Consider the following 26045-nt stretch of genomic DNA (forward strand, 5'->3'; position numbering starts at 1 on the left):
TCACTCGATGTTTTGCACCTGCTCGCGCAGCTTCTCGACCTCACTCTTGATCTCGACGACAAGTTTCGCCGCCTGCGTGAAGTTCGCCTTCGCACCAATCGTGTTCGTCTCGCGATTGATCTCCTGAATCAGAAAGTCGAGCTTCCTGCCGATGGGCGCTTCCTCCACCTCGATCGTCTCACGGAACTGAGCAATGTGGCTCTTGAGGCGCACGACCTCCTCGTTGTAGCTGATGCGATCAGCGTAGAGCACCGTTTCCTGCAGGATGCGCATCTCATCAATGCCCTGCCCCTTGAGCATTTCGCTGAGGACGTTCCTCAGGTGCGTGCGGTAGCGCTCGACGATCTCCGGTTCGAAGGCCGAGAGTTTTTCGATTGCCTCGGCAAGGAAATCGAGGCGCGGCTCGAAGTCGAGGCGCGTATGCTCGCCCTCCTTCTTTCGCATTTGGGCGAAATGCTCCAAAGCGCTTTCCAAGGCGTCAAAGACGAGCTCGCGGGCGTCAAGCACATCGCGGCTCTCCTCGTGCACGCGCAGGACGTCGGGATACAAGGCTATTTTACATACATCGGCGGGCGGTGTCAAATGCAGGAAATCGCCAAGTTCATAAAGCGCCGTCTGATAGGCGCGTGCCAAGTTCTTGTCAACGACGATGGTCGCTTCCTTTTCACGCTTGTCATGAAAGGCGATGTTCACATCGATCTTGCCGCGCGCCGAGAATTTCTTGATGGCATGGCGCATATCGTTCTCAAAGACATTGAGAGCGCGCGGCATGGAAAACGATATGTCCAGATACCGCTGATTGACCGATTTCACTTCCACATGAACCTTGTAATCCTCATTCTCCCGGCCCGCCGCGCCGAACCCCGTCATGCTCTTCATGCCAACAGCCCCCCATTCCTGCTCATTCAGGGAACCGCCAATCTCCTCAGCGTTTCCTTCATTTTGTTATATCAAGGTATTCTACCACACTTTTCGCCTCTTCGACAAGGCTTTATGCCTCCGTACGGTCGACGGGTACGGCATGAAGCAGGAGGTCGGGATTGTTCTCCGTGATCCAGCCGAGCGCCCATTCGTTGCTCACGAGCAGCACGGGATTGCCCCGGCGGTCGCGCACAAACATGCCGCGGTCTGCGCCGCGCAGAGTTGCGGGCGTGATTTCGCGCCCATCGGCGAATGTCATCCAACGCGCGACTTCGTAGGGCTGCATCTGCAGCACGATATCGACATTGTACTCGTTCTTCAGACGGTATTCGAGCACTTCAAACTGCAGCGTGCCGACCGTGCCGACGATGTAGGCGTCCGCGCCCGCGCCCTCCTGCATGAAAAGCTGGATCGCGCCCTCCTGCGTGAGCTGCTCGACGCCCTTGACGAACTGCTTGCGCTTCATCGTGTCCTTCGCCGAGACGCGTGCAAACTTCTCGGGCGGAAACACGGGAAAATCTTCGTACTTGAACTTGTGCGAGGCGTCCGTCAGCGTATCGCCGATCGAGAAGATGCCGGGATCGAAAAGCCCCACGATGTCGCCCGGAAACGCCTCGTCGATGATCTGCCGATCCTGCGCAAGAAACTGCTGCGGCTGCGCGAGCTTGATCAGCTTTCCGCTCTTTTCGTGCCAGACGCTCATGTTGCGCTCGAACGCGCCCGACACAATGCGAATGAAGGCGAGGCGATCGCGGTGCGCGGGATTCATGTTCGCCTGGATCTTGAATACGAAAGCCGAGAAGCGCTCGTCCGTCGGCTCGATGATGCCATCGGACGAAGCGCGAGGCGCAGGCGCGGGCGCGAGTCGCAGATACTCTTCCAGAAAATTCTTGACGCCGAAATTCGTCATGGCAGAACCGAAGAACGTCGGCGTCAATTCGCCGCGATCGACCTTCTCGCGGTCGAAGTCCTCGCCCGCCGCATCGAGAAGCTCGATGTCGTCGGCGAGCGTCCGGCGCTCCTCTTCTGTCAGCTGTGCCATAAAAGCCTCGTCGTCGATCGAGCCGCAGACGGAGACGCGTTCCGTCTGCCCGTGGCTCATATCGGCAGCGAAAAGCTCGACCTCGCGCTTCGCGCGGTCATAGACGCCTTTGTAATTGCCGTCCGTACCGACCGGCCAATTCATCGGATAAGAGCGAATGCCCAAGACATCTTCCAGCTCCGCCATGAGGTCGAGCGGCGCCTTGCCAAAGCGGTCGAGCTTGTTGACGAAGGTGAAGATTGGAATATGGCGCTCGCGGCAAACCTTGAAGAGTTTCTTCGTCTGTGCCTCGACGCCCTTCGCCACGTCGAGAATCATGACGGCGCTGTCGACCGCCATCAGCGTGCGGTACGTATCCTCGCTGAAATCCTGATGCCCGGGCGTGTCAAGGATGTTGATGCGGCAACCGCCGTAGTCGAACTGCAGCACGCTCGACGTGACGGAAATACCGCGCTGCTTCTCGATCTCCATCCAATCGGACACGGCATGGCGCTGCGTCTTGCGCGACTTGATCGATCCTGCGAGATGGATTGCCCCACCGTAGAGCAGGAGCTTCTCCGTCAGCGTCGTCTTTCCCGCGTCCGGGTGCGAAATGATGGCGAACGTGCGCCTCTTCTCTATTTCCTTCTTCAATTCTTCCTGCGACAAAATACATCCTCCCACACCGTTGTCATTTGAAAAAAAGACTGCTGCAGAATCTCTGCAGCAGTCTTGCCTATCGTTTTGGAGGCGACACCCAGAATCGAACTGGGGAATGAGGGTTTTGCAGACCCCTGCCTTACCGCTTGGCTATGTCGCCGTATGGAGCGGAAAACGAGGCTCGAACTCGCGACCCCCACCTTGGCAAGGTGGTGCTCTACCACTGAGCTACTTCCGCATGAAGTGGCGACCCGAAGGGGACTTGAACCCCTGACCTCCGCCGTGACAGGGCGGCATTCTAACCAACTAAACTACCGGGCCATCCATCGCCTTCCGTAAGGTCGGCAACAAATAGTATTATACAGAGCGATGGGGGGCTTGTCAAGGAATCTGAAAGAAATATTTCAACCTTCCGCTTCCCGTGAGTGCCTGCGCTCGCGTTTTAGCTAATTGCTCGACGCAAACCCGCATAGCCTTTCAGAAATGACCGAGCAAAAGCAACTGAATCATAGTTGCATACAGCACCCCATTCTGCTATAATCTCCTTGAGGTGAAACCATGCCTACAAAAGATATACTGCTTGAAAAGATCTGCAGGAAACCCTCACCCGCGAATTTCACGGTGCGTGAGCTTGACGCCTTGATGAAGAAATGCGGCTGTGAAAAATTCCAGGGCGGAAGAGGCTCCGGCATCGGTTATTTTCATACGGCAAGCAAGCGCATCCTGCAGTTTGACGGCCCGCATCCCAGAAAGGAACTTTATCGGTATCAAATCAAGAAAGTCCTTGCGTTCTTGAAAGACATCGAGGAATTTTAAGGAGGATTCATCATGAATCTGTTGGAATACAAAGGCTACCATGCGAAAATTTCGTTCGATGCACAAGACGCCCTCTTCATAGGCGAAGTGTTCGGCATCAACGACTCTCTAAACTTTCATGGCGCGAGCGTCGCCGAACTGAAAGATGCTTTCCATCATTGCATTGACAATTATTTGGATGTCTGCAAAAAGCTTCAAAAGAATCCCGATAAGGAATTCAAAGGCACTTTCAACATCCGCATCCCGAGCGACCTTCATCGAAAGTTGGCGCTGGAAGCGACGAGGCACGATGTGTCTTTGAACCAATTTATCAAGGATGTCTTGACGCAGGCAACGACGGTGCCTCAGGCATGAGCTGTTTCTCTCTAGGGAAAAACCATGATGCTTCCATAAGACAAGAGCGCACTCCCCAGAAATCGGGAAGTACGCTCCTTCTATCTTGGGACGATGGTGAAAAATTCGCCGTCGTTCCTTTTTTAGTTGTTGAAGATATTCCTCAGCGCCTGCTTGTTGACGTCGCGGTTGAGCTGTGCGAGGTGCTTCGTGAGCTTGATCTCCTTCGGGCAGGCCTTCTCACAGTTCTGGCTGTTGCCGCAGCTCGTGATGCCGCCCTTGCCCATGAGGGCTTCGAGGCGCTTCGGCTCGTCGAACTTTCCGAGCGGATGGAGGTTGAAGAGCAGCGTCTGCACCGTCGGCGCAGGTCCGATGAAGTCGGACTGCGGGCCGACGTTCGGGCACGCCTCAAGGCAGCAGCCGCACGTCATGCAGTGCGAAATCTCATACGTCGTCTCCGCCGTGTAAGGATTCTGCAGCGGAGCATCGGGGTTGTCCCACGAGCCGTCGATCTCGATCCAGCCATGGATGCGCTTCAGGCTCTCGAACATGACGGAACGATCGATGAGGAGGTCGCGGATGACGGGGAAGGTGCGTGCCGGCGCGAGCGTGATCGGCTGCTCAAGCTCGTCGACGAGCGAGCAGCAGGCCTGACGCGCCTTGCCGTTGATGACCATCATGCAGGCGCCGCAGACCTTCTCCAGGCAGTTGCACTCCCAGTTGACGGGTGCGACCGTCTTGCCGTCGACCGTCACAGGGTTCTTCTGGATCTCCATCAGAGCCGCGACGACGTTGAGGCCGGGACGATAGTCGACATCGAATTCCTGCTTGTAGGGGCTGGCGTCAGGGCCATCCTGGCGCTCTATGATGAATCTTACTTTCTTCTGTTCTGCCATTTGCTATCTCCTCCTCTTACTCTTTCTTCGCTACCGCGTAGTTACGCGCACGCGGCTTGATGAGCGAATGATCGAACTCGTCGTAGCTGACGATCGGCTCTTCCGTCTTCGGGTCGTAGTCGACGATGGAGATGCGCATGAAGTTCTTGTCGTCACGCGGCATGAAGACGAGCTCGTCGCCGTCCATCATGCGCTTGCCGTTCGCGTCGAGGGCGATCTTGGCATGAGCGCCGCGGCTCTCGTCGCGGCAGCGAGCCGCCTTCGTGATGCACATCGCGTAGAGGATCATATTGCGCAGCTGGCGCACGAACATGGCTTCCTGGTTCGCCCAATGACCGCGATCCGTCAAGCCGATGTTGTCCCAACGCTTGAGGATTTCCTTGAGCTCCACGAGGCACTGGTCGAGGCCGTTGTTGTCGCGCTCGATGGAGACGTACTTGTACATGAGGTCGCCAAGCTCGTGATGAAGCTTGTGCGCGTTCTCGGGGCCGTCCATCTTGAGGATGCCTTCAAACTGGTCGACGACCTCCTGACGAGCCTTGTCAAGCTCCGCCTGCGTGAGGGCGTCGCCAAGCTCGCCGGACTTCGCCATACGCATGGCTTCAGGGCCGGAGACCGTGCCGGAGTAAGCAGCGGAAAGGAGCGAGTTCGCACCGAGGCGGTTCGCGCCGTGATACTGGTAGTCGCACTCGCCCGAGGCCATAAGTCCCTTGATGTTCGTATGATGCAGACGGTCGACCCAGATGCCGCCCATCGAATAGTGGACGGACGGGAAGATCTCCATCGGCACCTTGCGCGGATCTTTTCCGACGAAGTCCATGTAAATTTCGAGGATACCGCCGAGCTTGTGCTCCAGGTAATGCGGATCGATATGCGAGAGGTCGAGGTAGACGCGGTTCTCGCCGTTGATGCCCAGACCCATGTGCACGCAGACCTTGAAGATAGCACGCGACGCGACGTCACGCGGCACGAGGTTGCCATATGCCGGATACATGTCCTCAAGGAAGTACCAGGGCTTACCGTCGCGATAGACCCAGACGCGTCCGCCTTCGCCGCGGCACGCCTCGCTCATCAGGCGGTTCTTGTCGGAACCCGGAATCGCCGTCGGATGAATCTGGATGAACTCGGGGTTGCCGATGTGTGCGCCCTGCTGATAGACAGCGGATACGGCCGAGCCGTTGCAGATCGTCGAAGCCGTGCAGCGGCCGAACACCTGGCCTGGGCCGCCCGTCGCGAGGATGACGACGTCGGCGGGAAACGACTTGATCTCCATCGAGTTCATGTTCTGCGCGACGATGCCGCGGCAGATGCCGTCCTTGTTCTTGATGATGCGGATAAATTCCCAGAACTCATACTTCTTGACGCCACCCTTGACTTCCCAGCGGCGAACCTGCTCGTCGAGTGCATAGAGGAGCTGCTGACCTGTCGTCGAGCCGGCAAAACAGGTGCGCTTGTTCTTCTGACCACCGAAATTGCGGAGGTCGAGGTTGCCTTCAGGCGTGCGTGTGAAGGGAACGCCCATGCGGTCGAACATCTTGATGAGCTTCGGCGCCGCCTCGACCATGCCCTTGACCGCGACCTGATCGGCAAGGAAGTCGCCGCCGTAGACCGTATCATCGAAATGTTCGTAAACGCTGTCATGCTCGCCCTTCGAGTCCATGCAGGCGTTGATGCCGCCCTGCGCACACAGCGAGTGGGAGCGCTTTACGGGGCAGTAGGAAAACAGGTCGACTTCGCCGCCGAGCTCACAGACCTTGATGGTCGCCATGAGACCCGAGAGACCGCCGCCTACAATAATGATTTTCTTCTTTTCAGCCATGTAGGTTCTCTCCTTATCTATACATCACAATCAATCGATCAATGCATGGGAACGAAGTAGCTCACCATGAAGGCAATCGTCACGAGGCTCAGAGCCACGCAGAGCAACATGGAGAGAAGCCCCGCCGTCTTCTGGGCGCGAGGCCCCTTGACGACGCCCCACGTCATGAGGAAGGTCGTAATGCCGTTCGTGAAATGGAAGATCGCTGCGAGCATGCCGATGAGGTAGAGGACGAAGACGATCGGGCTGCCCGTGACGTAGCTCTGGATCAGTTCATAGGTGATCGGCGTGCCGAGGACACCCTTGACGTAGCAGCGCAAGTAACCGACGTGCCATACGAGGAAGACGAGCAGGAACCATGCCGTCCAGCGCTGGAAAGCAAAATTCCAGTTGTTGAGGTAGCCATACTTCGTCGGGTTGTTCTTCGCCTGCATGCAGATGTAGATGCCATAGATCGCATGGAAGAGGAACGGGATGGCGACGGCGCCGACCTCAAGTCCGAGGAAGATTGGTTTCGGAATCAGCTCCATCATGGCGAGCTTGCCATTCAGGGCTTCAGCACCGCCCAGAGCCGAAGCATTAGTGAGGATGTGCTCCATGAGGAATCCTCCGAGTGCCAGCAAGCCGACCAGGGAATGCAGGCGGCGGGCGTAAAAAGTTGTGTTAATCATTCTATACCTCCTATAAATTCTTTGCGCCCCGCATCGTGCGGGGGCGGATTACAGGAAGCGCCGATAAGTTCAGCGCCTCCCATGAAAGCGCCAAACAGGCGCTTTCTATAACTTACGATACGGCGCCTGGCCAATCTCGTAGAAGTTATTCCCCTCGCAGTCGATGCCGACGATCGCCGGAAAGTCGACAACGGTCAGACGAGCCACAGCCTCCGGGCCGAGTTCCGGATAGGCGAGCACTTCGTACTTCTTGACGGACTTGGCGATCAGAGCCGCCGCGCCGCCGACGGCGACGAAGTATGTCACGCCGTTCTTCTTCATCGACTCGATGACCTTCGGGTCACGCGATCCCTTTCCGATCATGCCCGTGATGCCCTGTTCAAGCATCGTCGGCGTGTAGGCGTCCATGCGGCCGGCAGTCGTCGGGCCGCACGAGCCGATAGGATCGCCGGGCTTCGCAGGCGTAGGTCCGAGGTAGTAGACGATTTCATTCTTCCAGTCCACGGGGAGCTTCTCGCCGCGTGCCAGAGCTTCGCACATGACCTTGTGCGCCGCATCGCGTGCGCTGATGATCGTGCCTGTGATGAGCACGCTGTCGCCCGCCTTGAGCTTCTTGGACTGCTCCACGGTAAACGGTGTTTCGATACGAATCTTTTCAGCCATTTTTCTTATCCTCCCATCCCGAGCAATTAAAGGACGCGATCCTTGTGGCGCATCGCATGACAGCAGATCGTGACGGCCACGGGCAGTCCCGCGATGTGCGTCGGGCCCCATTCGATGTTGACGGCGAGAGCCGATACGGAGCCGCCGAGCTGAGGGCCGATGCCCGTCTTGTTGATCATCTCAAGAAGCTCGCCTTCGAGCTTCGCGTACTCGGGCATGGGGTTGCGCTCGTTGATGGAGCGCACGAGCGCCTTCTTCGAGTAGTAAGCGGCGCGGTCCATCGTGCCGCCGATGCCGACGCCGACAACCATGGGAGGACAGGGATTGCAGCTTGCGTGCAGGATGATGTCGAGCACGGCCTTCTTGACGCCTTCGACGCCATCCGCAGGAACGAGCATCTTGACGCCCGACTTGTTCTCGCTGCCGAAGCCCTTGGGTCCGACCGTGATCTTGAGCTTGTCGCCCGGCACGATGCGCGTGTAGATGACGGCAGGCGTATTGTTCTGCGTGTTCTTGCGGTTGAACAGAGGCTCGGCGACGACGGACTTCCTCAGATACCCTTCCGTATAGCCCTTGGCGACACCGGCATTGACCGCCTCTTCGAGATCGCCGCCTGCGATGTGCAGATCCTGACCGATCTCAAGGAAGACGATCGTCATGCCGGTGTCCTGACAGATGGGGCGATCCTCGGCCTTGGCGATCTCCGCATTGCGGATGATCTGGTCGAGCACGTCGCGCCCTACCGGCGACTCCTCTGCCTCGCGTCCGCGCTTCAAAGCCTCGTAGACGTCGTCCGGCAGATAGTAGGCAGCCTCTTTGCACATCTCGGCAACGGCTTCCGTAATCTGTTTCGCTTCGATTGTACGCAAGATAAACCCTCCCATAAGAAATTGTAATACTCACATAGCTTCATCATATCATATTTTCATCGCACATTCAACACCGAAACCCTTGTGTTTCTTGAGTTTCTGCAGAGAAAAAGATGAATCCCGTTCGCTTTTTTGCATGCCGAAAACCGGCGAAAAAGTGACCGGAATTCCCTTCCAATATTCCTTTCGTGCACTTGCCAGCAAGCCCTCTGCCGTCAAGCTCTTCCCAAGCGGATGAGTTCGACCTGCGGCGGCTTCCCCGTCTCAAGCTCGGCGAGCATGAAGGAAGGACGCGCCTCATCGCGCGGACGCGCCACGCTTCCGGGGTTGAGGACATGAACATCTCCCGTGACCTCCTGCGCCACATGCGTATGACCGTAGACGGCAATGTCCGCCTGCGCCTCCTTCGCCGCTGTCACCAGCATTTCAAGCGTCGAACGCACGCCGTAGATGTGACCGTGCGTGAGAAAGATGCGGTGTCCTGCCGCTTCGACAACGATCTCGTCGGGCGTCTTGCCGTCGGGCCAGTCCGTGTTGCCCGCGACGTTTTCCACGCGCACCGCCGAGACGAGCGCGAGGTACGCCGCATCGGGAACGCAGTCTCCCGCATGAAGCCAGAGGTCGACCTTGCCCGCACGTTCCACAGCGCGATCGATCGCGCGGCGGTCGCCGTGGCTGTCGCTCATAATGCCGATCTTCATGTGAGATGCTCCTTCATCTGCGCCGCCATGAGACGAAGCGCTGCGCCGCGATGGCTGACCGCCTGCTTTTCAGAAACCGTCAGTTCCGCCAGCGACTTGCCGCTCGCGAGATAGAAATACGGGTCATAGCCGAAGCCGCCCGCACCGCGCGGCTCTTGGCGCACGCGTCCGACACACGTCCCTTCAGAGATGAGTTCCGTGCCGTCCGTGTCGTGCAGGACGAGCACGCAGCGAAAAGCGGCAGCAGATTCGACAGCCCCCCTCTTTTGAAGCTCTGCCACGAGCTTCTCGTTGTTCGCCGCATCATCGTGCCGCCCCGAGTAACGCGCCGAGTGAACGCCCGGTGCACCGCCCAAGACTTCGACCTCCAGTCCCGAGTCGTCAGCAAGGCACGCGCATCCCGTCCTTTCTGCATAAAAACGCGCCTTGATGCGCGCGTTCCCCTCGAAGGTCGAAGCGTCCTCAACAGCATCGGGAAGCTCCCCAAAATCCTTGAGGGTCAAAAGCTCTACGGGGAGCTTTTGAAAAGCTGCAAGGATTTCCTTCACCTTGCCCTCATTCTTCGTAGCGACTACGATCTTCTTCATCCGATTCGCCCCACTTTCCAGACGAGCTCGCCGCCAAGCGCGTCCTTTTCTCTTGCTATCAATTCGTCGATGCCCTTTTCCGCCAGCGCGAGGAGCGCCTCCATCTCCTTGCGTGAGAAGGGCCGCCCCTCGCCCGTGCCCTGCACCTCGACGAAGTCATAGGCGCCCGTCATCACGACGTTCATATCGACGAGCGCCGTGCTGTCCTCCTCGTAGCAAAGATCGAGGATCGGTTCGCCGTCCTTCGCGAGACCGACGCTGACCGCCGCGAGGAAATCTTTCACAGGGAACGCCTTACCCTTCTCATAGAAACTCGCGCACGCCTCTACGAGCGCGACGAAAGCGCCCGTGATCGCCGCCGTACGCGTGCCGCCGTCCGCCTCGATGACATCGCAGTCCAAGGCGATCGTGCGCTCGCCGAGCGCTGCAAGATCAACGACGGAGCGCAGCGAGCGGCCGATGAGACGCTGGATCTCCTGCGTGCGCCCCGACTGGCGGCCTTGGCAGGCCTCGCGTGGCGTGCGCGTCGAAGTCGCACTCGGCAAGAGCGCGTACTCTGCCTTGATCCAGCCCGTGCCCGTGCCGCGCAGAAAGTACGGCACGCGATCTTCGACGGACGCAGCGCAGATGACGCGCGTGCGTCCCATCTCGATGAGCACCGAACCCGCCGGCCCCTTTTGGAAGCCTCGCGTGATCTTCAAGGGACGCAGCGCCTCAGCGGCACGTCCGCGTATTCTCTGCATAGCGCATGTTCCTCTCCTCTCACGGGAAAAGGGCAGGGCGCCAAGCCCTGCCCCTCTTTATCCCTCCTGATATTGCCGGAAGTTCTTTATGATGCAGATCGGCGTCTTCTGCGAAGCGTTGCCGAACGGGTTGTCAATGAGGAGCTTCGCGACGAGCTCGCCCTTCGTGCCGTCTGTCACGCCGACGATGCGCGAGCGCTTGAGATCGTTGACATCGGCGATGACGGCGCCGAAGCAGCCGAGCCTCTCTTTGAGACGCGCGACGACATCCTCCGGATCGCGCGGCCCGTAGACGATGTGCTTGTCAAAAGGCGGCATCGTGCCCGTCACATCGTCGATGAGCGCCGTCTGCTCGCCGCCCCATTTATAAAAAAGGCCGCTCTTTCCCACGATCTTTCCCAAAGATCCCGCGAAGAGCGCGGCGGCGACGCGCCACTTGCCCTCGACGTTCATCAAGGACTGCATGCCGTGCGGACTCGCTAGGCTGCCGACATCCGGGATGAAACGGCAGCAGAACTGTGCGAGGCAGGAGATCTTCAGATCCTCGGGACGCACGATGCGTCCCTGCGTGATGGCGACGACGCTCTCTGCCACAGAAATCACGTCATCCTTGCCGATCTTGCCGCGCGTATACTTCTCCACGCAGTCGACGATGTCATCCCTGTCCGTCAGAATGCGCGTGGGAACGGGCAGAATCTCTACTTTCTCTTTCATGTTCGCCCCTCCTCAATCGTCCGCCAAAGTCACGCCGACGAGCGCGGCGACCTCCGCCGCACGCACGGGAATCGTCACCTTCGAATAACGCCACGGCCGTCTGCCCGTCTCCTGGTAGATGAGATCCGCCGAGAAATCGGCCATGTGCGCGACCGCCTCCTTGATGCTCCTGCCCTTTCGTGCCGTAAGCGTCACATACGCTTTGACGAAGATGCTTTTACCCGCTTCGATGAGCACCGCCTCGAAGTAATCATCCTCGCGTGGTGCGCCCTCTCGCTCGGCTCTGCCGCGCACTTCAAGCCCGTCGTACTGTTCGTAGGGCACGAGCGGACGCACAAGGGCGTCCATGATCGTGCCGACCTGCTTGCCGACATTGGCGAACTCCAGCTTCGTGACGAGCGTTACGCTTTTTTCATCCTGCGCCGTTACTTCGAGGGGCGTGCGCTCCGTAAGCTTCACGACGACCTCTTCCGTTCCCTCCTTGGCAAAGAAGAGTTTCACCACGATGATGCAAAGGAAAATCGCAGCGAGAACAACACCGATTGCAATATACAACTTTCAAGACCTCCCAAAGCTTCCTGGCGAACGTTCAGAGATTTTCTGCGCCCGTCGGCGCATCCTCCGAAAGCGCGGCATGAAGCTTTTCATAAAACTCTGCAGGCAGTTTCGTGATGCGCCCCGTCTCTCGGCTCGTGAAGACGTTCTGCGTATGACCGAGGACGAGCAATGCGTCGTCCGCCACGCGCCGCACCTCGTAGTCGAATGCCATCTTGACCTTTGTCAGCGCCGTCGGGCGCGTGACGATGGCGAGTTCATCGTCGAACTTGCCTGAGGCGACGAACTTTGCGCTGACATCGGTCAGCGGAAAGACGTAGCCCGCCTCCATCAGATCGCCCAATGTGATGCCGAGCGCGCGCAGGAACTCGACCCTGCCGATCTCGAACCAACGAATGTAGTTCGCATGATGCACGACGCCCATGGCGTCCGTATCGTAGAAATTCACACGATGGTATGCCTTGACCTCCATGACGCTCTCCATCAGCGAAACAGGTGACTGACCGAACGATGCTCCTGTATGCTGATGAGCACGTCGCCGATAGCGTCCGCCATCGAGAGCACGACGATCTTGTCTGACTTCTTGTCGCCCAAAGGAATCGTGTCCGTGACAATCAGCTGCTTGAGCACCGACGCGTTGATGCGCTCGATGGCAGGATCGGTCAGGATCGCATGGGAACAGGCGGCGTAGACTTCTTTTGCACCAAGCTTTGCAAGTGCCTTCGCCCCCTCGCAAAGAGAGCCTGCCGTGTCGACGATGTCGTCGATGAGGATTGCCGTCTTGCCCTCGACGTCGCCGATGAGGTTCATGACCTCCGCCACGCCCGGCTGCGGGCGGCGCTTCTCGATGATGGCGATCGGTGCGTGCAGGCGGTCGGCAAGATTTCGCGTGCGCGTGACGCCGCCGAGATCGGGTGAGACGACGACGGCATTTTCGAGATTGTGCTCCTTCAGATACGCGGCGAGGACGGGAGCCGCTCCGAGATGATCGACGGGAATGTCGAAGAACCCCTGGATCTGACCTGCATGCAGATCGACCGTCACGACGCGCGAGACGCCCGCCGTCTCCATGAGGTTCGCGACGAGCTTCGCCGAGATCGGCTCGCGCCCGCGCGTCTTGCGATCCTGACGCGCGTAGGCGTAGTACGGCACGACGGCCGTGATGCTGTGCGCCGACGCCCTCTTGCAGGCGTCCGTCATGATGAGAAGCTCCATGAGATTGTCGTTGACCGGCTGCGAGGTCGGTTGAATGATAAAGATGTCCTTGCCGCGAATGCTCTCGCTGATCATCACCTGCGTCTCGCCGTTGTTGAAATGACCGACGTATGCATCACACAGCGGCACGCCGATATGCGATGCGATCTTCTTCGCGAGCTCGGGGTTGGCGTTGCCCGTCATGATGCATAGGTTGTCAAGGTTCGTCATTTTCCAGTAGCCTCCATTTCTTCTTTGCGCTTGTCCGCCCAGCCCGTGATATTCTTCTGGTGGGCGCGCGCGATGGCGAGATCGCCTGCGGGGATGTCCTTCGTGATCGTCGACCCTGCGCCGATGTAGGCGCCGTCGCCGACGCTGACGGGTGCGACGAGGTTCGAGTTGCAGCCGACGAAAGCGCCGTCGCCGACCTTCGTGCGGAACTTCTGCCTGCCGTCGTAATTGACCGTGATCGTGCCGCAACCCATGTTGACGCCCGCACCGATGTCGGAATCGCCGATATACGAGAGATGCGGCAGCTTCGTCCCCTCGCCGACGACGGAGTTCTTGACCTCGACGAAATTGCCGATCTTGACGTGCGCGGCGATTTTCGTCGCGGGGCGAAGATGAACGTACGGGCCGAGCGTCGCACCGTCGGCGATTTCGCATTCATGCGCATAGCAGAAATGCGCCGTGACATGCGCGCCAACCTTCACGTCCTGAAAGCGCGAATTCGGGCCGATCTCGCAGCCCTCGCCGATGACCGTCGCACCCTCAAGCCACGTGCCCGGATAGAGAACGGTGTCGCGGCCGACGATGACATCGACGTCGACGTAGGTCGTATCGGGATCCATGAGTGTCACGCCCTCTGCCATCAGCGCCTCATTCTTGCGGCGGCGCAGGATCTTCTCCGAGGCGGCGAGCTGGGCGCGCGAGTTGACGCCGAGCGTTTCCTCGTAGTCGTCGGCCGTGGCGGCGAAAATCTTCTCGCCCTTCTTTCGGAGGATTTCGAGCACGTCGGGCAGATAGTACTCGCCCTGTGCATTGTCATTTTTGACCTCGTGCAGGGCGGCGAAAAGGTCGGGCGCTTCAAAGCAATAGATGCCCGAATTGACCTCGCGCACATTGCGCTCCTCCTCCGTCGCGTCCTTGTGCTCAACGATTCTTTCCACCGTGCCGTCTGCGGCGCGGATGATGCGGCCATATCCCGTTGCATCGGGCATGACCGCGGTCAGAACGGTCGCCTTCGCGCCCGATGCCGCGTGTTCTTTCGCGAGCTTCTTGAGGAGCTTCCCCGTCAGGAGCGGCGTGTCGCCGCAGAGCACGAGAACCGTGCCCTTTTCCTCGTGCAGCAGCGGTTCCGCCTGCAGGACGGCATGCCCCGTGCCGAGCTGCTCTTCCTGCGTGACGAAATCCGCCTCACCCGCAAGCGCCTTTTCCACCGTCTCGCCGCCGAATCCCACGACGACGATATTGCGCACGGCGCCCGCCTCCTTCGCGGCCGCGAGCACATGGGCGAGCATCGCCTTGCCGCCCGCCTTGTGCAGCACCTTCGGCAAAGACGACTTCATGCGCGTCCCCTTGCCCGCCGCCAATATGACTGTTGTCAGATCTGCCATTCGTTCAGCCTCCATTGCTCAAAGACATTTCCTCAGCATCGTTCTCAGGGAACTTTGCAGCCGATCCCTGCAGAGTTCTGAACACATCCTTTCCTGCCATCTTTTTAGATGCCGGCATTCTTCGCTGCCTCCATGCTCAGAAGAAGCGTACGCTCCGCCTTTTCCATATGGGCTTCCGCCGCCTGCTTCGCGCCCTGCACGTCGCCCTGGGCGATGGCGTCGACGATCTCTCTATGCTCCTCAAGCGTCTCCTTGAGACGACCCGGAAACGACATCGAGGCGGAACGAAAGCGCGTGAGCTGCTCGCGCAGGTTCGAGATGATGCCGACGAGACGCGTGTTGCGGCTCGCCTGATAGAGGAGGTCGTGAAAGCGCATGTCCGTTTCCACGATCTTTTCCATGTCGCCCGCCTCGATCTGTCCACCGATGGCGACGAGGAGACGCTGCAGGCTTTCCAGCTCATTCTCCGTGATGCGCTCCGCCGCGAGGGCGCAGGCGAGCGAATCGAGCGCCGTGCGAATCTCGAAGACATCGTTGACGTCGCGGATGGAAAGGTTCGCGACGTAGGTGCCGCGCCGCGGCATCATGACGACGTAGCCTTCCAGCTCCAGCTTTCGGATCGCCTCGCGCACGGGCGTGCGGCTGACGCCAAGTTCTTCGGCGAGCTGGATCTCCATGAGCCTCTGTCCTGGCGCAAGCGTGCCGCTCTTGATCGCATCGCGCAGAGCCTCAGCAACCACCTCGCGCAGAGGCTGGTAGCTGTCGAGGCGGATCGGTGCGAGCTTTGTTTCCTGTCCCATCGTTTTTCCCCCTGCACAGGTACGGCGCTTCAGAACATCTGCGCCCCCTGCGTCTTTGTGCAAAAGACGGCGGCATCCGTCTCTTCGCGCAGTCTCTTCGTCAGATTCTGCGCCGCCCCCTCGCTTTCCATCAGTGCGAAGACCGTCGGCCCTGAGCCGGACATCATGGCAGCGAGTGCGCCCTGCTCCAGCATCCTTTCCTTCAGACGACGGATCTCCTCATGCTCCTCTATGGTAACACTTTCGAGCACATTGCACAACTCCCGGCAAATGCGCAAGCGATCGCCCGCACCGATGGCGGCGAGCATCTTCTCCGTGTCCGGGTGGCGCACCGCCTTCTGCGCATCGTAGCGCCCATACGCCCAAGCGGTCGAGACGTCGACGGGCGGCTTCGCCAGCACGACGGGAAAGGGCGGCAGATCGGCAAGGCGGCGCAGAATCTCGCCGCGCCCCGTCGCCAACTGCGTGCCGCCCGCAAGGCAAAAGGGCACATCAGAGCCGATCTCGGCTGCAAGCTTCGCAAGCGCCGCCTCATTCAGCCCCTTCTTAAAAAGATCGTTCATCCCGAGGAGCACGGCAGCAGCGTCCGCAGAACCGCCCGCAAGCCCCGCCGCCATCGGAATCGTCTTTTTCAAGCGGATCGCTATGCCGCCCTCCGACGGAAAACGGCGCAAAAAGAGCGCCGCCGCACGCCACGCGAGATTGCTCTCGTCCGCAGCGAGCGCCGCGCTTTCGACCTCCAAAGAAATGCCCTGCGCCGTCTTTTCCAGCTCGACCTCATCCGCGAGCGCGACAGACTGCATGACCATCGCCACCTCGTGATAGCCGTCGGGACGTTTCCCCAGAATGTCAAGCGTCAGATTGATCTTCGCCCGCGCCAAAAACTTCAGCAAAAGAAATGCACCATCCTTCCCTATATACCATCATAAATTCTATCAATTTTTTCTCTTTACAGCAAGTCTTAGAAAAAATTTTGGTAGGAATTAACCGGCAAAAGGGCGAATCAAACAAAATAGATTCTATTCTATATTTATTATGCCTTGGAAAAGAGGGAACTTTATTATGGATGAAAAGTCTGCAGCACCAGAGGAGACGGAACGCATCAAAAAGGACGTGCGCTCCTCCCTCCTCATCGTCCTGCCCCTGACGCTTCTGGCATTCGCCTTTTCGCCGGGGCTGCTCGCAGCCTCCACGCTCGGCATAGACCTGGGACCAATCTCGCCCGAAGGAGCGCCGCTCCTCTTTGCAGGAATCGAGCTCTCCCTCGCGCTCGCCATGCTGCTCGCGTGCAAATCCATCCTCGTGCGCGGCGTCCGCCTGCTCTTCAAATCGCCGTGCGCCGATTCACTCATCGCCGTCAGCGCCATCTCCGCCGTCATCGCGAGCCTCCTCCTCATGGTGCAGATGATGCTGACGGGAGAAGCGCTCTTTCACCAGCTTCTCTTCACGCCGCTCGGCCTCTTCCTGACCTTCACGCTCGGCGGCAAATACCTCGAAGTGCGCCTCGCCGCACGGAAGCTCTCGCTCGACGAGGACGAGGGCATCGTGCCGCCGGGCGCAGAGGAGATGATGGCGGAGCATGAAGCCGAGCGCCAGAGGCGCGAGGAGGAGGAACGTCGAAAGAAGGAGTCCGAGGCGCGCTACCGCGAACTCGAAGCGCTGCGCGCCGAGGAGCGCCGCCTCGCCGAACTCGAAGCGAGGCGTGCGCGAGGCGAGGTGCTGCCCGCAGAGGAAGAGGAAGATGAGCCTGCCGCAAGCGACGCGCCCAGGCAGGAGGAAGCGGCGAAGACGCCCGAGCACACACCGCTGCTCGCCGTCACGGACAATGCCGCCCTGCGCTTTCTCGCCTTCGGCCTGCTGCTCGCCATCGCCGATGCTGCCCTCTGGCAGACCATGGGACTCGATCTTCTGCAGACGGCGATCTTCTTTTTCTCCGTGCTCTTCTTCGCTTGCCCTGCCGCACTCTTCTTTGCCTCCTCGTTCGCCCTGCCCGAAGCGCTGAAAAAGTGCCGCGCACAGAAGATCTTCGTGAAGAACGCCGGCGTTTTCGGCACTCTCAAGCACATCAGCGCCATCGCGCTCTCGAAGAGCGGCGGCATCACCGAAGGCAGGCCGTTCCTCGCGACCATCGTCGGCGAGGGGCTTTCCGACAGTGCGATCCTGGGACTCGCCGCGAGCGCGGAAAACGGCGTCTCCCATCCGCTCGCACGCGTCCTCGTCGCCAGCGCTGTCAGTCGGGGCGCTCGCCTCATGCGCACCTCGGCGACGAGCAGCATCCCCGGCAAAGGCGTCGAGGCGCTGATCAACGGCCGAGCCGTACGCCTCGGCAAGCGCGAATGGCTCGAAGAAGAGGGCGTCCAGATCAGCAATTCCCTCTTGACGCAGGGCGACCAATTCGCCTCGCGCGGCAAGATCGTCATCTATCTCGCCACGGGCAAGATCGCCAAGGGCCTCCTCGTGTTCTCCGACGAGGCGCGAAGCGACATGCCGCGCACGATCCGCCTGCTGGAATCTCTGGGCGTCCAGACCGTCATGATGACGGGCGACTGCCGCACTGCAGCAAAGCGCACGGCGAAGGATGCCGGCATATCCGTCTACCGCGCCGATCTTGCGCCCGCCGACAAGGCGAAGGAGGTGCAGATGCTTCAGGCGCACGGTCACTCCGTCGCCCTGCTCGCCGCCAAGAAGGAGGACGCGGAGGCAGCCTCGATGGCTGACGTCGTGCTCGCCATGCAGACGAGCGAGAGCGAGATCGCGCCTGACATCCTCATCGCCTCAGGAGATCCCTCGCACATTCCTCAGCTCATCACGCTTTCAAGGAAGACCGTCCGCACCGTGCGCCTCGCGCTTTCTCTCGCCTTCCTCGCCGCCGTCCTGGCGGCCGTCCTGCTGCATGCCTCGCTCTTCTTCCTCGGCGACCTGCGCTTTTTGCCGCTGCTCTCCGTCCTCTCCATGCTCGCGGGCATCGTCGCAGCGACGCTCGTGCCGCTCGGACTCAAGGGCTTCAAATTCGCGCCGCACACGCTCGACTACTGAGCTTCACGGAGCACGAAACATACGAGCATATCCTCTTCGCGGGGGCGGCTTTCTTCAACAATTTCAAGGAAACGCTGAGTTTGCCTGAAATCCCTTAAAAAAGTACGGTGATTTCCTTATCCAAAGATTCAAATTCACCGATACACTTATGCCTTGTTTTTTGCTGTCCCTTGTTTTATAATGGACGCATAAAAAATAATTATTTTCTGAAAGGAAGGGGTATCATCCTATGAGCACGGCTGTCCTATCACAATGGCAGTTTGCCATCACCTCGACGTATCATTTTCTCTTCGTCCCGCTGACGCTGGGGCTGACATTCTTCCTGGCACTTCTCGAAACCTGTCATGTCCGCACGAAGGACGCGCAGTGGAAGAAGGAAAGCCGCAAGCTGCTGCAATTCTTCAGCACGGTCTTCCTCATCAACTTCGCCATGGGTGTCGTCACGGGCATCGTACAGGAGTTCCACTTCGGCATGAACTGGTCGGAGTACGCGCGCTTCATGGGCGACATCTTCGGTGCGCCGCTCGCCTTGGAGGCACTCTCCGCCTTCTTCCTTGAGTCGACGTTCCTCGGCATCTGGATCTTCGGCTGGGATAAATTGTCACCGAAACTTCACTGCGTGACGATGTGGCTCGTCGCCATCGGCGGCAACCTCTCGGCGCTCTGGATCATCGTCGCCAACTCCTTCATGCAGCATCCGACGGGCTATGCCATCGAAGGCGGCCGCGCCGTCATGACGGACTTCGGCGCTCTCCTCTCGAATCACTACGTCATCGGCGAGATCACGCATACGTTCTTCGCGGGCATGTCGACGGCGGGCGTCCTGCTCGCAGCCATCACCGCCTACAAGATCCTGCAGGGAGGCCCTGCCGCCGACCTCTTCCAGAAGGCCATCAAGGGCATCCTCGCCTTCACGCTCATCGGCCTTCTTGGCGTCGCGGGTGCCGGCCACATGCATGCGCAGTACCTGAAGGAAGCTCAGCCCATGAAGCTCGCCGCCATGGAGGCTCTGTGGGAGACGGAAGATCCCGCACCGTTCGCCGCCTTCGCCATCATCAACGAGGACAAGATGCAGAACGACTTCGAGATCACGATTCCCGCGATGTTCTCCTTCATGGTCTACAATAAGCCTGCCGGCGAAATCAAGGGCATCCGCGACCTGCAGGAAGAAGCCGTCCAAATGTACGGCTCGGATAACTACGTGCCGAACGTCACGGCGCTCTTCTGGGCGTTCCGCATCATGGTCGGCGCGGGCGGCCTCATGATCCTCATCACGGGCGCCGCACTCCTTCTCGCGATGCGCGGCAAGCTCGCAGACAAGCGCTGCATGCTCAAGGTGCTGCTCTACAGTCTGCCGCTTCCCTTCATCGCCAACTCCGTCGGCTGGTTCGTCACCGAATCGGGACGTCAGCCTTGGATCGTCGTCGGCCTGCAGAAGACGGTCGACGCCGTCTCCCCGAACCTCACCGCAACGGATATATGGCTGACGATCATCGGCTTCACGCTCATCTATCTCGTGCTCATCGTCTTCGCCCTCGGCGTTGCGATCCGCTTCATCAAGACCAGTCCTTCGCCGGAAAGGAGTGCAGCATAATGGATTTGAACATCTTATGGTTTGTCCTGATCGTCGTGCTCTTCACGGGCTTCTTCTTCCTTGAGGGCTTCGACTACGGCGTCGGCATGCTGCTGCCCTTCGTCGGCAAGACCGACGAGGAGCGCCGCATCACGCTGCGCACGATCCTGCCCGTATGGGACGGCAACGAAGTCTGGATGATCACGGCGGGCGGCGCGAGCTTCGCGGCCTTCCCGCACCTTTACGCGACGATGTTCAGCACGTTCTACCTCGCGCTCTTCTTGATGCTCGTCGCGCTCATCCTGCGCGGCGTCGCGTTCGAACTGCGCGGCCACAAGGACTCCGCCGTCTGGCGCAGCGGCTGGGACAAGTGCATCGTCTTCGGCAGCGTCGTTCCCGCCTTCCTCTGGGGCGTCGCCGTGACCGATCTCATCGCAGGCCTTGCCATCGACGCGAACATGACGTACACGGGCGGCTTCTTCGGTCTGCTCTCGCCCTATTCCATCGTCGGCGGCCTCGCCTTCGTCTTCGTCTTCGCCTTCCACGGCGCGGCATTTTTGACGATGCGCCTCGCTGACCGCCACCTCATCATGCGCGTGCAGGACGTGGCGAAAAAGGCCGGCGCTCTCGCCGTCGTCTTCTTCGTCTTGTGCATGGGACTCACCTACGTCTATACCGACCTCTACGCGAATCCCTTCGCTGCAGGCGCTCTCGTCCTCGCCGCCGTCGTCTGCCTCGCTTCCTATGCGAATGTGATCAACAAGGCCTCGACGAAGGGCTTCGTCTGCAGCGGCCTCGCCGTCGCCCTGACGGTCGTCGCCTTCTTCCTCGGGCTCTTCCCGCGCCTCATGGTGTCGAGCCTTTCGCCCGAGTACAGCCTGACGATCTACAATGCATCCTCGACGCCCTACACGCTGTCGATCATGACGATCGCTGCCGGCTGCCTCGTCCCGATCATACTCTGCTATCAGATCTGGACGTACTACATCTTCCGCAAGCGCGTGACGGCTGCCGACGCCAACCACCACGGCTATTGAGCAGCACATGAAGAACAGTCTGCTCTTCCTCACGCTCAAGGAACAAAAGCATATCGTCCTCTGCCGCGCCTTGCTCGAAGCACTCTCGGGCGTCTTCGTCATCGCCGCGGCATGGCAGACGGCTTCCGTCGTCAACAAGGTCTTCCTCCATGGCGCGGGAATGCACGAAACAGCATCAGATTTTCTGGTGCTGTTTTTGTGCGTCCTGGGCGCGGCTCTCCTGCGTCTGCCCAAAAGCAGCCTCGAAGACCGTCTGTCCGAGCACATGCGTCTCTTCTGCCGCAAGACGCTGCACCGTGCGCTTCTTGCAGAGGGGCGCGATACGCACGGCGTCCTGACTCTGGCGTTAGAACGCGTGGATGCACTCGAGCCGTGGTTTCATACCGTCGTTCCGACGGCCATATCGTTCGCCGTGCTCGTGCCCTTCATCCTCGCAGTCAGCGCCGTCTTCGATCCGCTCTCGGCATTGCTCTTTTTTGCGACGCTCCCCATAGCGCCCTTCTTGCTCATGCTCATCGGCAAGGCGACGCGTCGCGCGAGCGAGCGCCAATGGTCGAAGATGGAGGCTCTGACCGCGGGCTTCGGCGAGATGATCCGCGCGGCGATGACCTTGAAGCTCTTTCGCCGCACGGAATCTGAAGGTGCACATCTAAGGGCAAGCAGCCGCTCCTTTTCCGAAGCATCGCTCGCCGTCCTGCGCCTCGCCTTCGTCTCCTCCTTCGCGCTCGAACTCATCACGACGCTCTCGATCGCACTGATTGCCGTATCGATCGGCCTCAGGCTCATCGACGAACAGATCAGCTTTCCTACGGCATTCTTCGTGCTGATTCTCGCGCCGCTCTTCTACCAGCCGCTCAGAGAAGGAGGCATCGCCTTCCACGCCGCCATGGACGCGCACACGGCAGCAAAGGCGCTTGAGCCGTGGCTCGCCGCTCCCCTCGACAGAGAAGACGGCAGGAGCGAGCAGATCCTCGTGCCGCCGCGCCTCCTTGCCGAAAAACTTTCCTATCGCTATCCGCTGACGCAAGAAGCTGTCCTCCAAGGACTCGATCTCAACTTTCGCGCGGGCAAGAAGACCGCGCTCATCGGTGCGAGCGGTGCGGGCAAGACGACCCTGCTCAATCTTCTCGCCGGTCTTCTCACGCCGACCGAAGGAACGATCGTCCTGCAGGACGGCGCAGGCGACGGAAAGTCTTACGACCTCGCGCATCTTTCGCCTGCCTCGCGCCGTGCGCTCATCACCTATGTGCCGCAGGAAACGCATGTATTCAACGCGACGCTCGCCGAAAACATCAGCCTGTGGCAGGAGGGCGCGACGAAAAGCGCCCTGAGCGCCGCCCTTGAGCAAGCGGCGCTCGGCGGCTTCCTGGCGGCACTTCCCCAAGGGCTTGCCACGCCGCTCGGCGCTGGCGGACATCCGCTGTCCGCCGGTGAGAGGAGACGTCTCGGCCTTGCGCGCGCCTTCTTCCAAGCTCGCCCCCTCGTCATCCTCGACGAAATCACAGCAGGGCTCGACGAGGAGACGGAAAAGGCGGTTCTCGCCGCCCTCAACGATTTCTCTCGCCGCCGCACCTTGATCCTCGCCTCGCATCGTCCCGCGCTCATCGCTTGGGCCGATCATATCATCGACATAGGAGGTGACGCCGAATGACGGAAATCCTGCATCTCATGCGCCTCGCTTCTCCTGCCAAAGGACTGCCCGCGCTTCTCGCGGCATTCTTCGCCGCCCTCTCGGGTATCGCGCTCATCGGCGCCGCCGCGTGGATCATCGCGAGCGCCGCACTCGCGCCGCCCCTCTCGGCGCTGACGCTCGGCATCACCTGCGTGCGTGCCGCAGGCGTCGCGCGCGCCGTCTTCCGCTACCTCGACCGCCTTCTCTCGCACCGTCTCGCCTTCGCCTGCTACGAAAAGCTGCAGCTTCTGACCTACCGTCAAGCGGCAGAAAAGCTGCCGCTCAAGGAGGGCACAATGCGCGAGGGCGAATTCCTGCACGACCTTCTGACGGGCTGCGAGACGCTGCGAAACTTCTACCTGCGCACCGTGCCGCCGCCGCTCCTCGCGGGACTCGTCGCGTTCTTCACCGCTGTCGCGCTCCTGCCTCTTTCCACACTCGCAGCGGTCCTCGTCGCGGCGCTTTACCTGCTGCACCTCGCCCTGCCCCTCTTGCTCAGGGAGGAAAGCCTGCGCGAGGAAAGCGCCGCCTATCGGGACACGCTCCTCGATCTCATCGACGGGCGCACCGAACTTCATCAGGCGGGCGCACTTCCCCATGCCCGGCAGATGCTCGACGACGCTGCCAAAACCTTTCAGGAAAAGCAGTCAGAAAAGCGCCAAAAGCGCGAGCGCCTGTTCACGCTGCTCGACGCCTCGCGCGTCAGTCTCTGGGTTGGGCTGCTGCTGCTCCTCCTGCCTCATGCGCAGGCCGGCGAGATCAGCGGCATCGAATACGCCGTCTGGGCGCTCGCCCTTGAGGCCGCCCTCGCCGAATACCGCGCTCTTCCCGCCGCCGTTCTCGGCGCCTCGGCCGCCCGACAAGCGGCACAGAATATCCTGCCCTCGAAAGGCGAGATGCAGCCGGAAGCAGCTCCAACGAAAGAAATGGCGACAAGAAAGCCGCCCATGCCGGCGCTCCCCGCCGCCGACAGCGCCGTCCCCCTCTTGGAAGTACGAAACATCAGCTTCGCCTATCAAGCGGGACTGCCCGTCCTCGAAAACCTCACCTTCTGCATCCGACGCGGCGAGCACACGGCGATCATCGGCGAGAGCGGCGCGGGCAAGACGACGCTCGCGAGCCTTCTCCTGCGCCTTTGGGACATCGACAGCGGCACAATTTTCTATAGCGGCGTAGCCCATGCTTCTCTGACGGCAGACGCAGTGCGCTCCCTCTTCGGAGTCTCCTTGCAGGGCAGCTATCTCTTCAGCGCGTCGGTGCGCGACAACTTCCTGCGTCTGCACGAAAGCATCACGGAAGACACGATGTGGCAATCGCTCGAAACGGCACAGCTCGCCGACGTCGTGCACTCCCTGCCGCAAGGACTCGACGAACCGCTCGGCGAAAACGCCTCGCGCCTCTCAGGCGGCCAGAGAAGCCGTCTCTTAACGGCACTGGCGCTCGCCGCAGACGCTCCCCTGCTGCTGCTCGACGAGCCGACGGCAGGCCTCGACGCCGCACGCGGCGCAAAACTCATCGCCGCCGTGCTCGAAACCCTCGACAAAAGGGGCGGCACGCTCATCGTCATCACCCACGACCTGCCGCTCCTCAGCCGCATGAAACAGGTTATTTCGCTCTGAAGCGTACGGATCATCAACTTGCACACCAATGAGAGTATGCTATACTAAAGGTGGCAAACATGGATAACGTCAAGGCACACGAAATCCCCCCAAGCTGCCATCTTTGGGGGGATTTCTAGTCTCATTGTGCAGAAAGCCCATCGTGTCCACTGTGTAAATACACAAAGGCAGAAAAAACTTGCATATTTTCTGGCTTTATACTATACTGTCAAAGTACTTTACAATTATTAAAGGAGGAATTTCTTTGTTCAGTTCCATCGGCAGAAAGTATCAGGAAACTGCCTTGATCAAGCTCATCGCCATCGGACTCGTCCTCGGCATCATCGTCGCCGTTGCCTTGCCGCAGGTCGTTCCTGCGATCTCCATCCTCGGCGACCTCTTCGTAAAGGCGCTCAAGGGCGTCGCGCCCGTTCTCGTCTTCGTGCTCGTCATGAACGCCATGGCACAGAAGAACGCGGATGCCAGCGCTTCGATGCGCCCCATCGTGCGTCTCTACATCATCAGCACCTTCCTCGCCTCGATGGTCGCCGTCAGCTACTCGTTTCTCTTCCCGACGACGCTCCATCTCGCCGTCGCCTCGTCTGAGGTGTCTCCGCCGAGCGGCATCATCGAAGTTCTGCACAACCTCATCCTGAGCGTTGTCGACAACCCGCTGCACGCCATCGTGACGGCGAACTACATCGGCATCCTCGCATGGGCTGTGCTCGCGGGCGTCGCACTTCATTCAGCGAACGACTCGACGAAGGAGACGATCGCCGACCTCGCCAAAGCTGTGACGAAGATCGTGCAGTGGGTCATCCGCTTCGCCCCCTTCGGCATCTTTGGCCTCGTCGCGAACGCCATCGGCGAAAGCGGCATCGCTGCCCTCATCGGCTACGCGCAGCTCCTCGCCGTCCTTCTCGCCGCATTCTTCTCCGTCGCGCTCATCATGAACCCGCTCATCGTCTTCCTGCACATCCGCCGCAACCCCTTCCCGCTCGTCTGGACGACGCTCCGGGAAAGCGGCATCTACGCCTTCTTCACGCGCAGCTCTGCGGCGAACATCCCCGTGAACCTCTCGCTGTGCAAACGTCTCGGACTGTCGGAGGACACCTATTCGCTCTCCATCCCGCTCGGCGCGACGATCAATATGAGCGGCGCCGCCATCACGATCGCCGTCCTCTCGCTCGCTGCCGCACACACGCTCGGCATCGAGGTCGACATGCCGACGGCGCTGCTCCTCTGCGTCATCTCGACCGTCGGCGCCTGCGGCGCCTCGGGCGTTGCCGGAGGCTCGCTGCTCCTCATCCCCGTCGCCTGCTCGAGCTTCGGCATCCACAACGATGTCGCCATGCAGGTCGTCGGTGTCGGCTTCATCATCGGCGTACTGCAAGACTCGTGCGAAACGGCTCTGAACAGCTCCAGCGACGTCCTCTTCACCGCCACCGCCGAATTTGCCGAACGCGCCAAGGAGGGCACCCTCGAATCCACTGACCTCGTACCGCACCACGAAAGCTGAACGGCATACATACGAAAAGACCTCGGACTGC

25 protein-coding genes and 3 tRNA genes are annotated in these 26045 nt (G+C 60.1%); 8 read left to right on the plus strand and 20 right to left on the minus strand.

Features of this window, described 5'->3' with window-relative positions; all coding sequences use genetic code 11:
- The 5 genes from QZ177_RS03600 to QZ177_RS03620 form a co-directional block, all read right to left on the minus strand.
- Positions 1-879, minus strand: a complete 879-nt coding sequence (locus QZ177_RS03600) for a YicC/YloC family endoribonuclease (RefSeq protein WP_294175553.1) — start codon at positions 877-879, stop codon at positions 1-3.
- A 112-nt stretch (positions 880-991) separates the two neighbouring features.
- Complete coding sequence (locus QZ177_RS03605; RefSeq protein ID WP_265070096.1) at positions 992-2611, minus strand: peptide chain release factor 3; 1620 nt, start codon at positions 2609-2611, stop codon at positions 992-994.
- Positions 2612-2687: 76 nt separating this feature from the next.
- Positions 2688-2762: transfer RNA gene (locus QZ177_RS03610), tRNA-Cys, on the minus strand.
- A gap of 3 nt (positions 2763-2765) precedes the next feature.
- Positions 2766-2840, minus strand: a tRNA-Gly gene (locus QZ177_RS03615).
- A gap of 6 nt (positions 2841-2846) precedes the next feature.
- A tRNA-Asp gene (locus tag QZ177_RS03620) sits at positions 2847-2923 on the minus strand.
- A gap of 237 nt (positions 2924-3160) precedes the next feature.
- Between QZ177_RS03620 and QZ177_RS03625 the strand changes: the two genes are divergently transcribed.
- Complete coding sequence (locus tag QZ177_RS03625) at positions 3161-3418, plus strand: type II toxin-antitoxin system HicA family toxin (protein ID WP_294175554.1); 258 nt, start codon at positions 3161-3163, stop codon at positions 3416-3418.
- 12 nt (positions 3419-3430) lie between these two features.
- Positions 3431-3772 (plus strand): type II toxin-antitoxin system HicB family antitoxin, encoded by a 342-nt coding sequence (locus tag QZ177_RS03630; protein ID WP_294175555.1) that lies wholly within the window; start codon positions 3431-3433, stop codon positions 3770-3772.
- A 122-nt stretch (positions 3773-3894) separates the two neighbouring features.
- Here the strand turns inward: QZ177_RS03630 and sdhB are convergent, their stop codons facing one another.
- The 15 genes from sdhB to ispE all read right to left on the minus strand — a co-directional run bounded on the left by sdhB (position 3895) and on the right by ispE (position 16472).
- On the minus strand, positions 3895-4647 hold the full coding sequence (gene sdhB / locus QZ177_RS03635) for a succinate dehydrogenase iron-sulfur subunit (protein WP_009645588.1): 753 nt from the start codon (positions 4645-4647) through the stop codon (positions 3895-3897).
- Between the two features lie 16 nt (positions 4648-4663).
- Positions 4664-6466: a succinate dehydrogenase flavoprotein subunit gene (gene sdhA / locus QZ177_RS03640; RefSeq protein ID WP_294175556.1), complete on the minus strand. Its 1803-nt coding sequence runs from the start codon at positions 6464-6466 to the stop codon at positions 4664-4666.
- Between the two features lie 38 nt (positions 6467-6504).
- On the minus strand, positions 6505-7137 hold the full coding sequence (locus QZ177_RS03645) for a succinate dehydrogenase (protein WP_294175557.1): 633 nt from the start codon (positions 7135-7137) through the stop codon (positions 6505-6507).
- A gap of 105 nt (positions 7138-7242) precedes the next feature.
- The gene (locus tag QZ177_RS03650) at positions 7243-7800 is read right to left on the minus strand and encodes a Fe-S-containing hydro-lyase (protein ID WP_009645610.1); all 558 of its coding nucleotides are present in this window, start codon (positions 7798-7800) and stop codon (positions 7243-7245) included.
- A 26-nt stretch (positions 7801-7826) separates the two neighbouring features.
- Positions 7827-8669: a fumarate hydratase gene (locus QZ177_RS03655; RefSeq protein WP_009645595.1), complete on the minus strand. Its 843-nt coding sequence runs from the start codon at positions 8667-8669 to the stop codon at positions 7827-7829.
- A 215-nt stretch (positions 8670-8884) separates the two neighbouring features.
- Positions 8885-9370 (minus strand): metallophosphoesterase, encoded by a 486-nt coding sequence (locus QZ177_RS03660; RefSeq protein WP_294175558.1) that lies wholly within the window; start codon positions 9368-9370, stop codon positions 8885-8887.
- The gene (gene rdgB / locus QZ177_RS03665) at positions 9367-9957 is read right to left on the minus strand and encodes an RdgB/HAM1 family non-canonical purine NTP pyrophosphatase (protein WP_265070102.1); all 591 of its coding nucleotides are present in this window, start codon (positions 9955-9957) and stop codon (positions 9367-9369) included. Before rdgB ends, QZ177_RS03660 begins: the two co-directional genes overlap by 4 nt.
- Entirely contained in the window at positions 9954-10700 is a 747-nt protein-coding gene (rph, locus tag QZ177_RS03670) for a ribonuclease PH (RefSeq protein ID WP_294175559.1), read from the minus strand. The genes rdgB and rph overlap by 4 nt, the downstream gene beginning before the upstream one ends.
- 57 nt (positions 10701-10757) lie before the next feature.
- Entirely contained in the window at positions 10758-11414 is a 657-nt protein-coding gene (locus QZ177_RS03675) for a coenzyme F420-0:L-glutamate ligase (RefSeq protein ID WP_294175560.1), read from the minus strand.
- A gap of 12 nt (positions 11415-11426) precedes the next feature.
- Positions 11427-11969, minus strand: coding sequence for a hypothetical protein (locus tag QZ177_RS03680; RefSeq protein ID WP_294175561.1), 543 nt, complete (start codon positions 11967-11969; stop codon positions 11427-11429).
- A 34-nt stretch (positions 11970-12003) separates the two neighbouring features.
- Positions 12004-12441, minus strand: coding sequence for a thioesterase family protein (locus QZ177_RS03685; protein WP_009645602.1), 438 nt, complete (start codon positions 12439-12441; stop codon positions 12004-12006).
- Positions 12442-12452: 11 nt separating this feature from the next.
- Positions 12453-13394: a ribose-phosphate pyrophosphokinase gene (locus QZ177_RS03690; RefSeq protein ID WP_009645597.1), complete on the minus strand. Its 942-nt coding sequence runs from the start codon at positions 13392-13394 to the stop codon at positions 12453-12455.
- Positions 13391-14779 carry a bifunctional UDP-N-acetylglucosamine diphosphorylase/glucosamine-1-phosphate N-acetyltransferase GlmU gene (glmU, locus tag QZ177_RS03695; protein WP_009645600.1) on the minus strand — a complete coding sequence of 463 codons (1389 nt, stop codon included), beginning with the start codon at positions 14777-14779 and terminating at the stop codon, positions 13391-13393. Before glmU ends, QZ177_RS03690 begins: the two co-directional genes overlap by 4 nt.
- A gap of 104 nt (positions 14780-14883) precedes the next feature.
- The gene (locus QZ177_RS03700; protein ID WP_265070108.1) at positions 14884-15579 is read right to left on the minus strand and encodes a GntR family transcriptional regulator; all 696 of its coding nucleotides are present in this window, start codon (positions 15577-15579) and stop codon (positions 14884-14886) included.
- Between the two features lie 29 nt (positions 15580-15608).
- Entirely contained in the window at positions 15609-16472 is an 864-nt protein-coding gene (ispE, locus tag QZ177_RS03705) for a 4-(cytidine 5'-diphospho)-2-C-methyl-D-erythritol kinase (protein WP_294175562.1), read from the minus strand.
- 169 nt (positions 16473-16641) lie between these two features.
- On the opposite strand from ispE, the gene QZ177_RS03710 reads away from it, so the two are divergent.
- From QZ177_RS03710 to sstT, 6 genes are all read left to right on the plus strand, one after another.
- Positions 16642-18615 (plus strand): HAD-IC family P-type ATPase, encoded by a 1974-nt coding sequence (locus QZ177_RS03710; protein WP_294175563.1) that lies wholly within the window; start codon positions 16642-16644, stop codon positions 18613-18615.
- Positions 18616-18844: 229 nt separating this feature from the next.
- Positions 18845-20209: a cytochrome ubiquinol oxidase subunit I gene (locus QZ177_RS03715; protein ID WP_294175564.1), complete on the plus strand. Its 1365-nt coding sequence runs from the start codon at positions 18845-18847 to the stop codon at positions 20207-20209.
- Positions 20209-21225 (plus strand): cytochrome d ubiquinol oxidase subunit II, encoded by a 1017-nt coding sequence (cydB, locus tag QZ177_RS03720; RefSeq protein WP_294175565.1) that lies wholly within the window; start codon positions 20209-20211, stop codon positions 21223-21225. Before QZ177_RS03715 ends, cydB begins: the two co-directional genes overlap by 1 nt.
- 7 nt (positions 21226-21232) lie before the next feature.
- Complete coding sequence (gene cydD / locus QZ177_RS03725; protein WP_294175566.1) at positions 21233-22876, plus strand: thiol reductant ABC exporter subunit CydD; 1644 nt, start codon at positions 21233-21235, stop codon at positions 22874-22876.
- Complete coding sequence (locus QZ177_RS03730) at positions 22873-24516, plus strand: ATP-binding cassette domain-containing protein (RefSeq protein ID WP_294175567.1); 1644 nt, start codon at positions 22873-22875, stop codon at positions 24514-24516. Before cydD ends, QZ177_RS03730 begins: the two co-directional genes overlap by 4 nt.
- 244 nt (positions 24517-24760) lie before the next feature.
- The gene (gene sstT, locus QZ177_RS03735) at positions 24761-26014 is read left to right on the plus strand and encodes a serine/threonine transporter SstT (RefSeq protein ID WP_265070114.1); all 1254 of its coding nucleotides are present in this window, start codon (positions 24761-24763) and stop codon (positions 26012-26014) included.
- The last annotated feature ends 31 nt before the right edge of the window (positions 26015-26045 follow it).

It is taken from the genome of uncultured Selenomonas sp. (genome assembly GCA_905372355.1).
In the GTDB taxonomy this organism is placed as follows: domain Bacteria; phylum Bacillota; class Negativicutes; order Selenomonadales; family Selenomonadaceae; genus Selenomonas.

What these genes read in the sequence shown, in the direction of transcription:
- QZ177_RS03600 (WP_294175553.1), bottom strand. Translation starts at nt 879, where the DNA reads ATGAAGAGCATGACGGGGTTCGGCGCGGCGGGCCGGGAGAATGAGGAT.
- QZ177_RS03625 (WP_294175554.1), top strand. Translation starts at nt 3,161, where the DNA reads ATGCCTACAAAAGATATACTGCTTGAAAAGATCTGCAGGAAACCCTCA.
- QZ177_RS03630 (WP_294175555.1), top strand. Translation starts at nt 3,431, where the DNA reads ATGAATCTGTTGGAATACAAAGGCTACCATGCGAAAATTTCGTTCGAT.
- sdhB (WP_009645588.1), bottom strand. Translation starts at nt 4,647, where the DNA reads ATGGCAGAACAGAAGAAAGTAAGATTCATCATAGAGCGCCAGGATGGC.
- sdhA (WP_294175556.1), bottom strand. Translation starts at nt 6,466, where the DNA reads ATGGCTGAAAAGAAGAAAATCATTATTGTAGGCGGCGGTCTCTCGGGT.
- QZ177_RS03645 (WP_294175557.1), bottom strand. Translation starts at nt 7,137, where the DNA reads ATGATTAACACAACTTTTTACGCCCGCCGCCTGCATTCCCTGGTCGGC.
- QZ177_RS03650 (WP_009645610.1), bottom strand. Translation starts at nt 7,800, where the DNA reads ATGGCTGAAAAGATTCGTATCGAAACACCGTTTACCGTGGAGCAGTCC.
- QZ177_RS03660 (WP_294175558.1), bottom strand. Translation starts at nt 9,370, where the DNA reads ATGAAGATCGGCATTATGAGCGACAGCCACGGCGACCGCCGCGCGATC.
- rdgB (WP_265070102.1), bottom strand. Translation starts at nt 9,957, where the DNA reads ATGAAGAAGATCGTAGTCGCTACGAAGAATGAGGGCAAGGTGAAGGAA.
- rph (WP_294175559.1), bottom strand. Translation starts at nt 10,700, where the DNA reads ATGCAGAGAATACGCGGACGTGCCGCTGAGGCGCTGCGTCCCTTGAAG.
- QZ177_RS03675 (WP_294175560.1), bottom strand. Translation starts at nt 11,414, where the DNA reads ATGAAAGAGAAAGTAGAGATTCTGCCCGTTCCCACGCGCATTCTGACG.
- QZ177_RS03685 (WP_009645602.1), bottom strand. Translation starts at nt 12,441, where the DNA reads ATGGAGGTCAAGGCATACCATCGTGTGAATTTCTACGATACGGACGCC.
- QZ177_RS03690 (WP_009645597.1), bottom strand. Translation starts at nt 13,394, where the DNA reads ATGACGAACCTTGACAACCTATGCATCATGACGGGCAACGCCAACCCC.
- glmU (WP_009645600.1), bottom strand. Translation starts at nt 14,779, where the DNA reads ATGGCAGATCTGACAACAGTCATATTGGCGGCGGGCAAGGGGACGCGC.
- QZ177_RS03700 (WP_265070108.1), bottom strand. Translation starts at nt 15,579, where the DNA reads ATGGGACAGGAAACAAAGCTCGCACCGATCCGCCTCGACAGCTACCAG.
- QZ177_RS03710 (WP_294175563.1), top strand. Translation starts at nt 16,642, where the DNA reads ATGGATGAAAAGTCTGCAGCACCAGAGGAGACGGAACGCATCAAAAAG.
- QZ177_RS03715 (WP_294175564.1), top strand. Translation starts at nt 18,845, where the DNA reads ATGAGCACGGCTGTCCTATCACAATGGCAGTTTGCCATCACCTCGACG.
- cydB (WP_294175565.1), top strand. Translation starts at nt 20,209, where the DNA reads ATGGATTTGAACATCTTATGGTTTGTCCTGATCGTCGTGCTCTTCACG.
- cydD (WP_294175566.1), top strand. Translation starts at nt 21,233, where the DNA reads ATGAAGAACAGTCTGCTCTTCCTCACGCTCAAGGAACAAAAGCATATC.
- QZ177_RS03730 (WP_294175567.1), top strand. Translation starts at nt 22,873, where the DNA reads ATGACGGAAATCCTGCATCTCATGCGCCTCGCTTCTCCTGCCAAAGGA.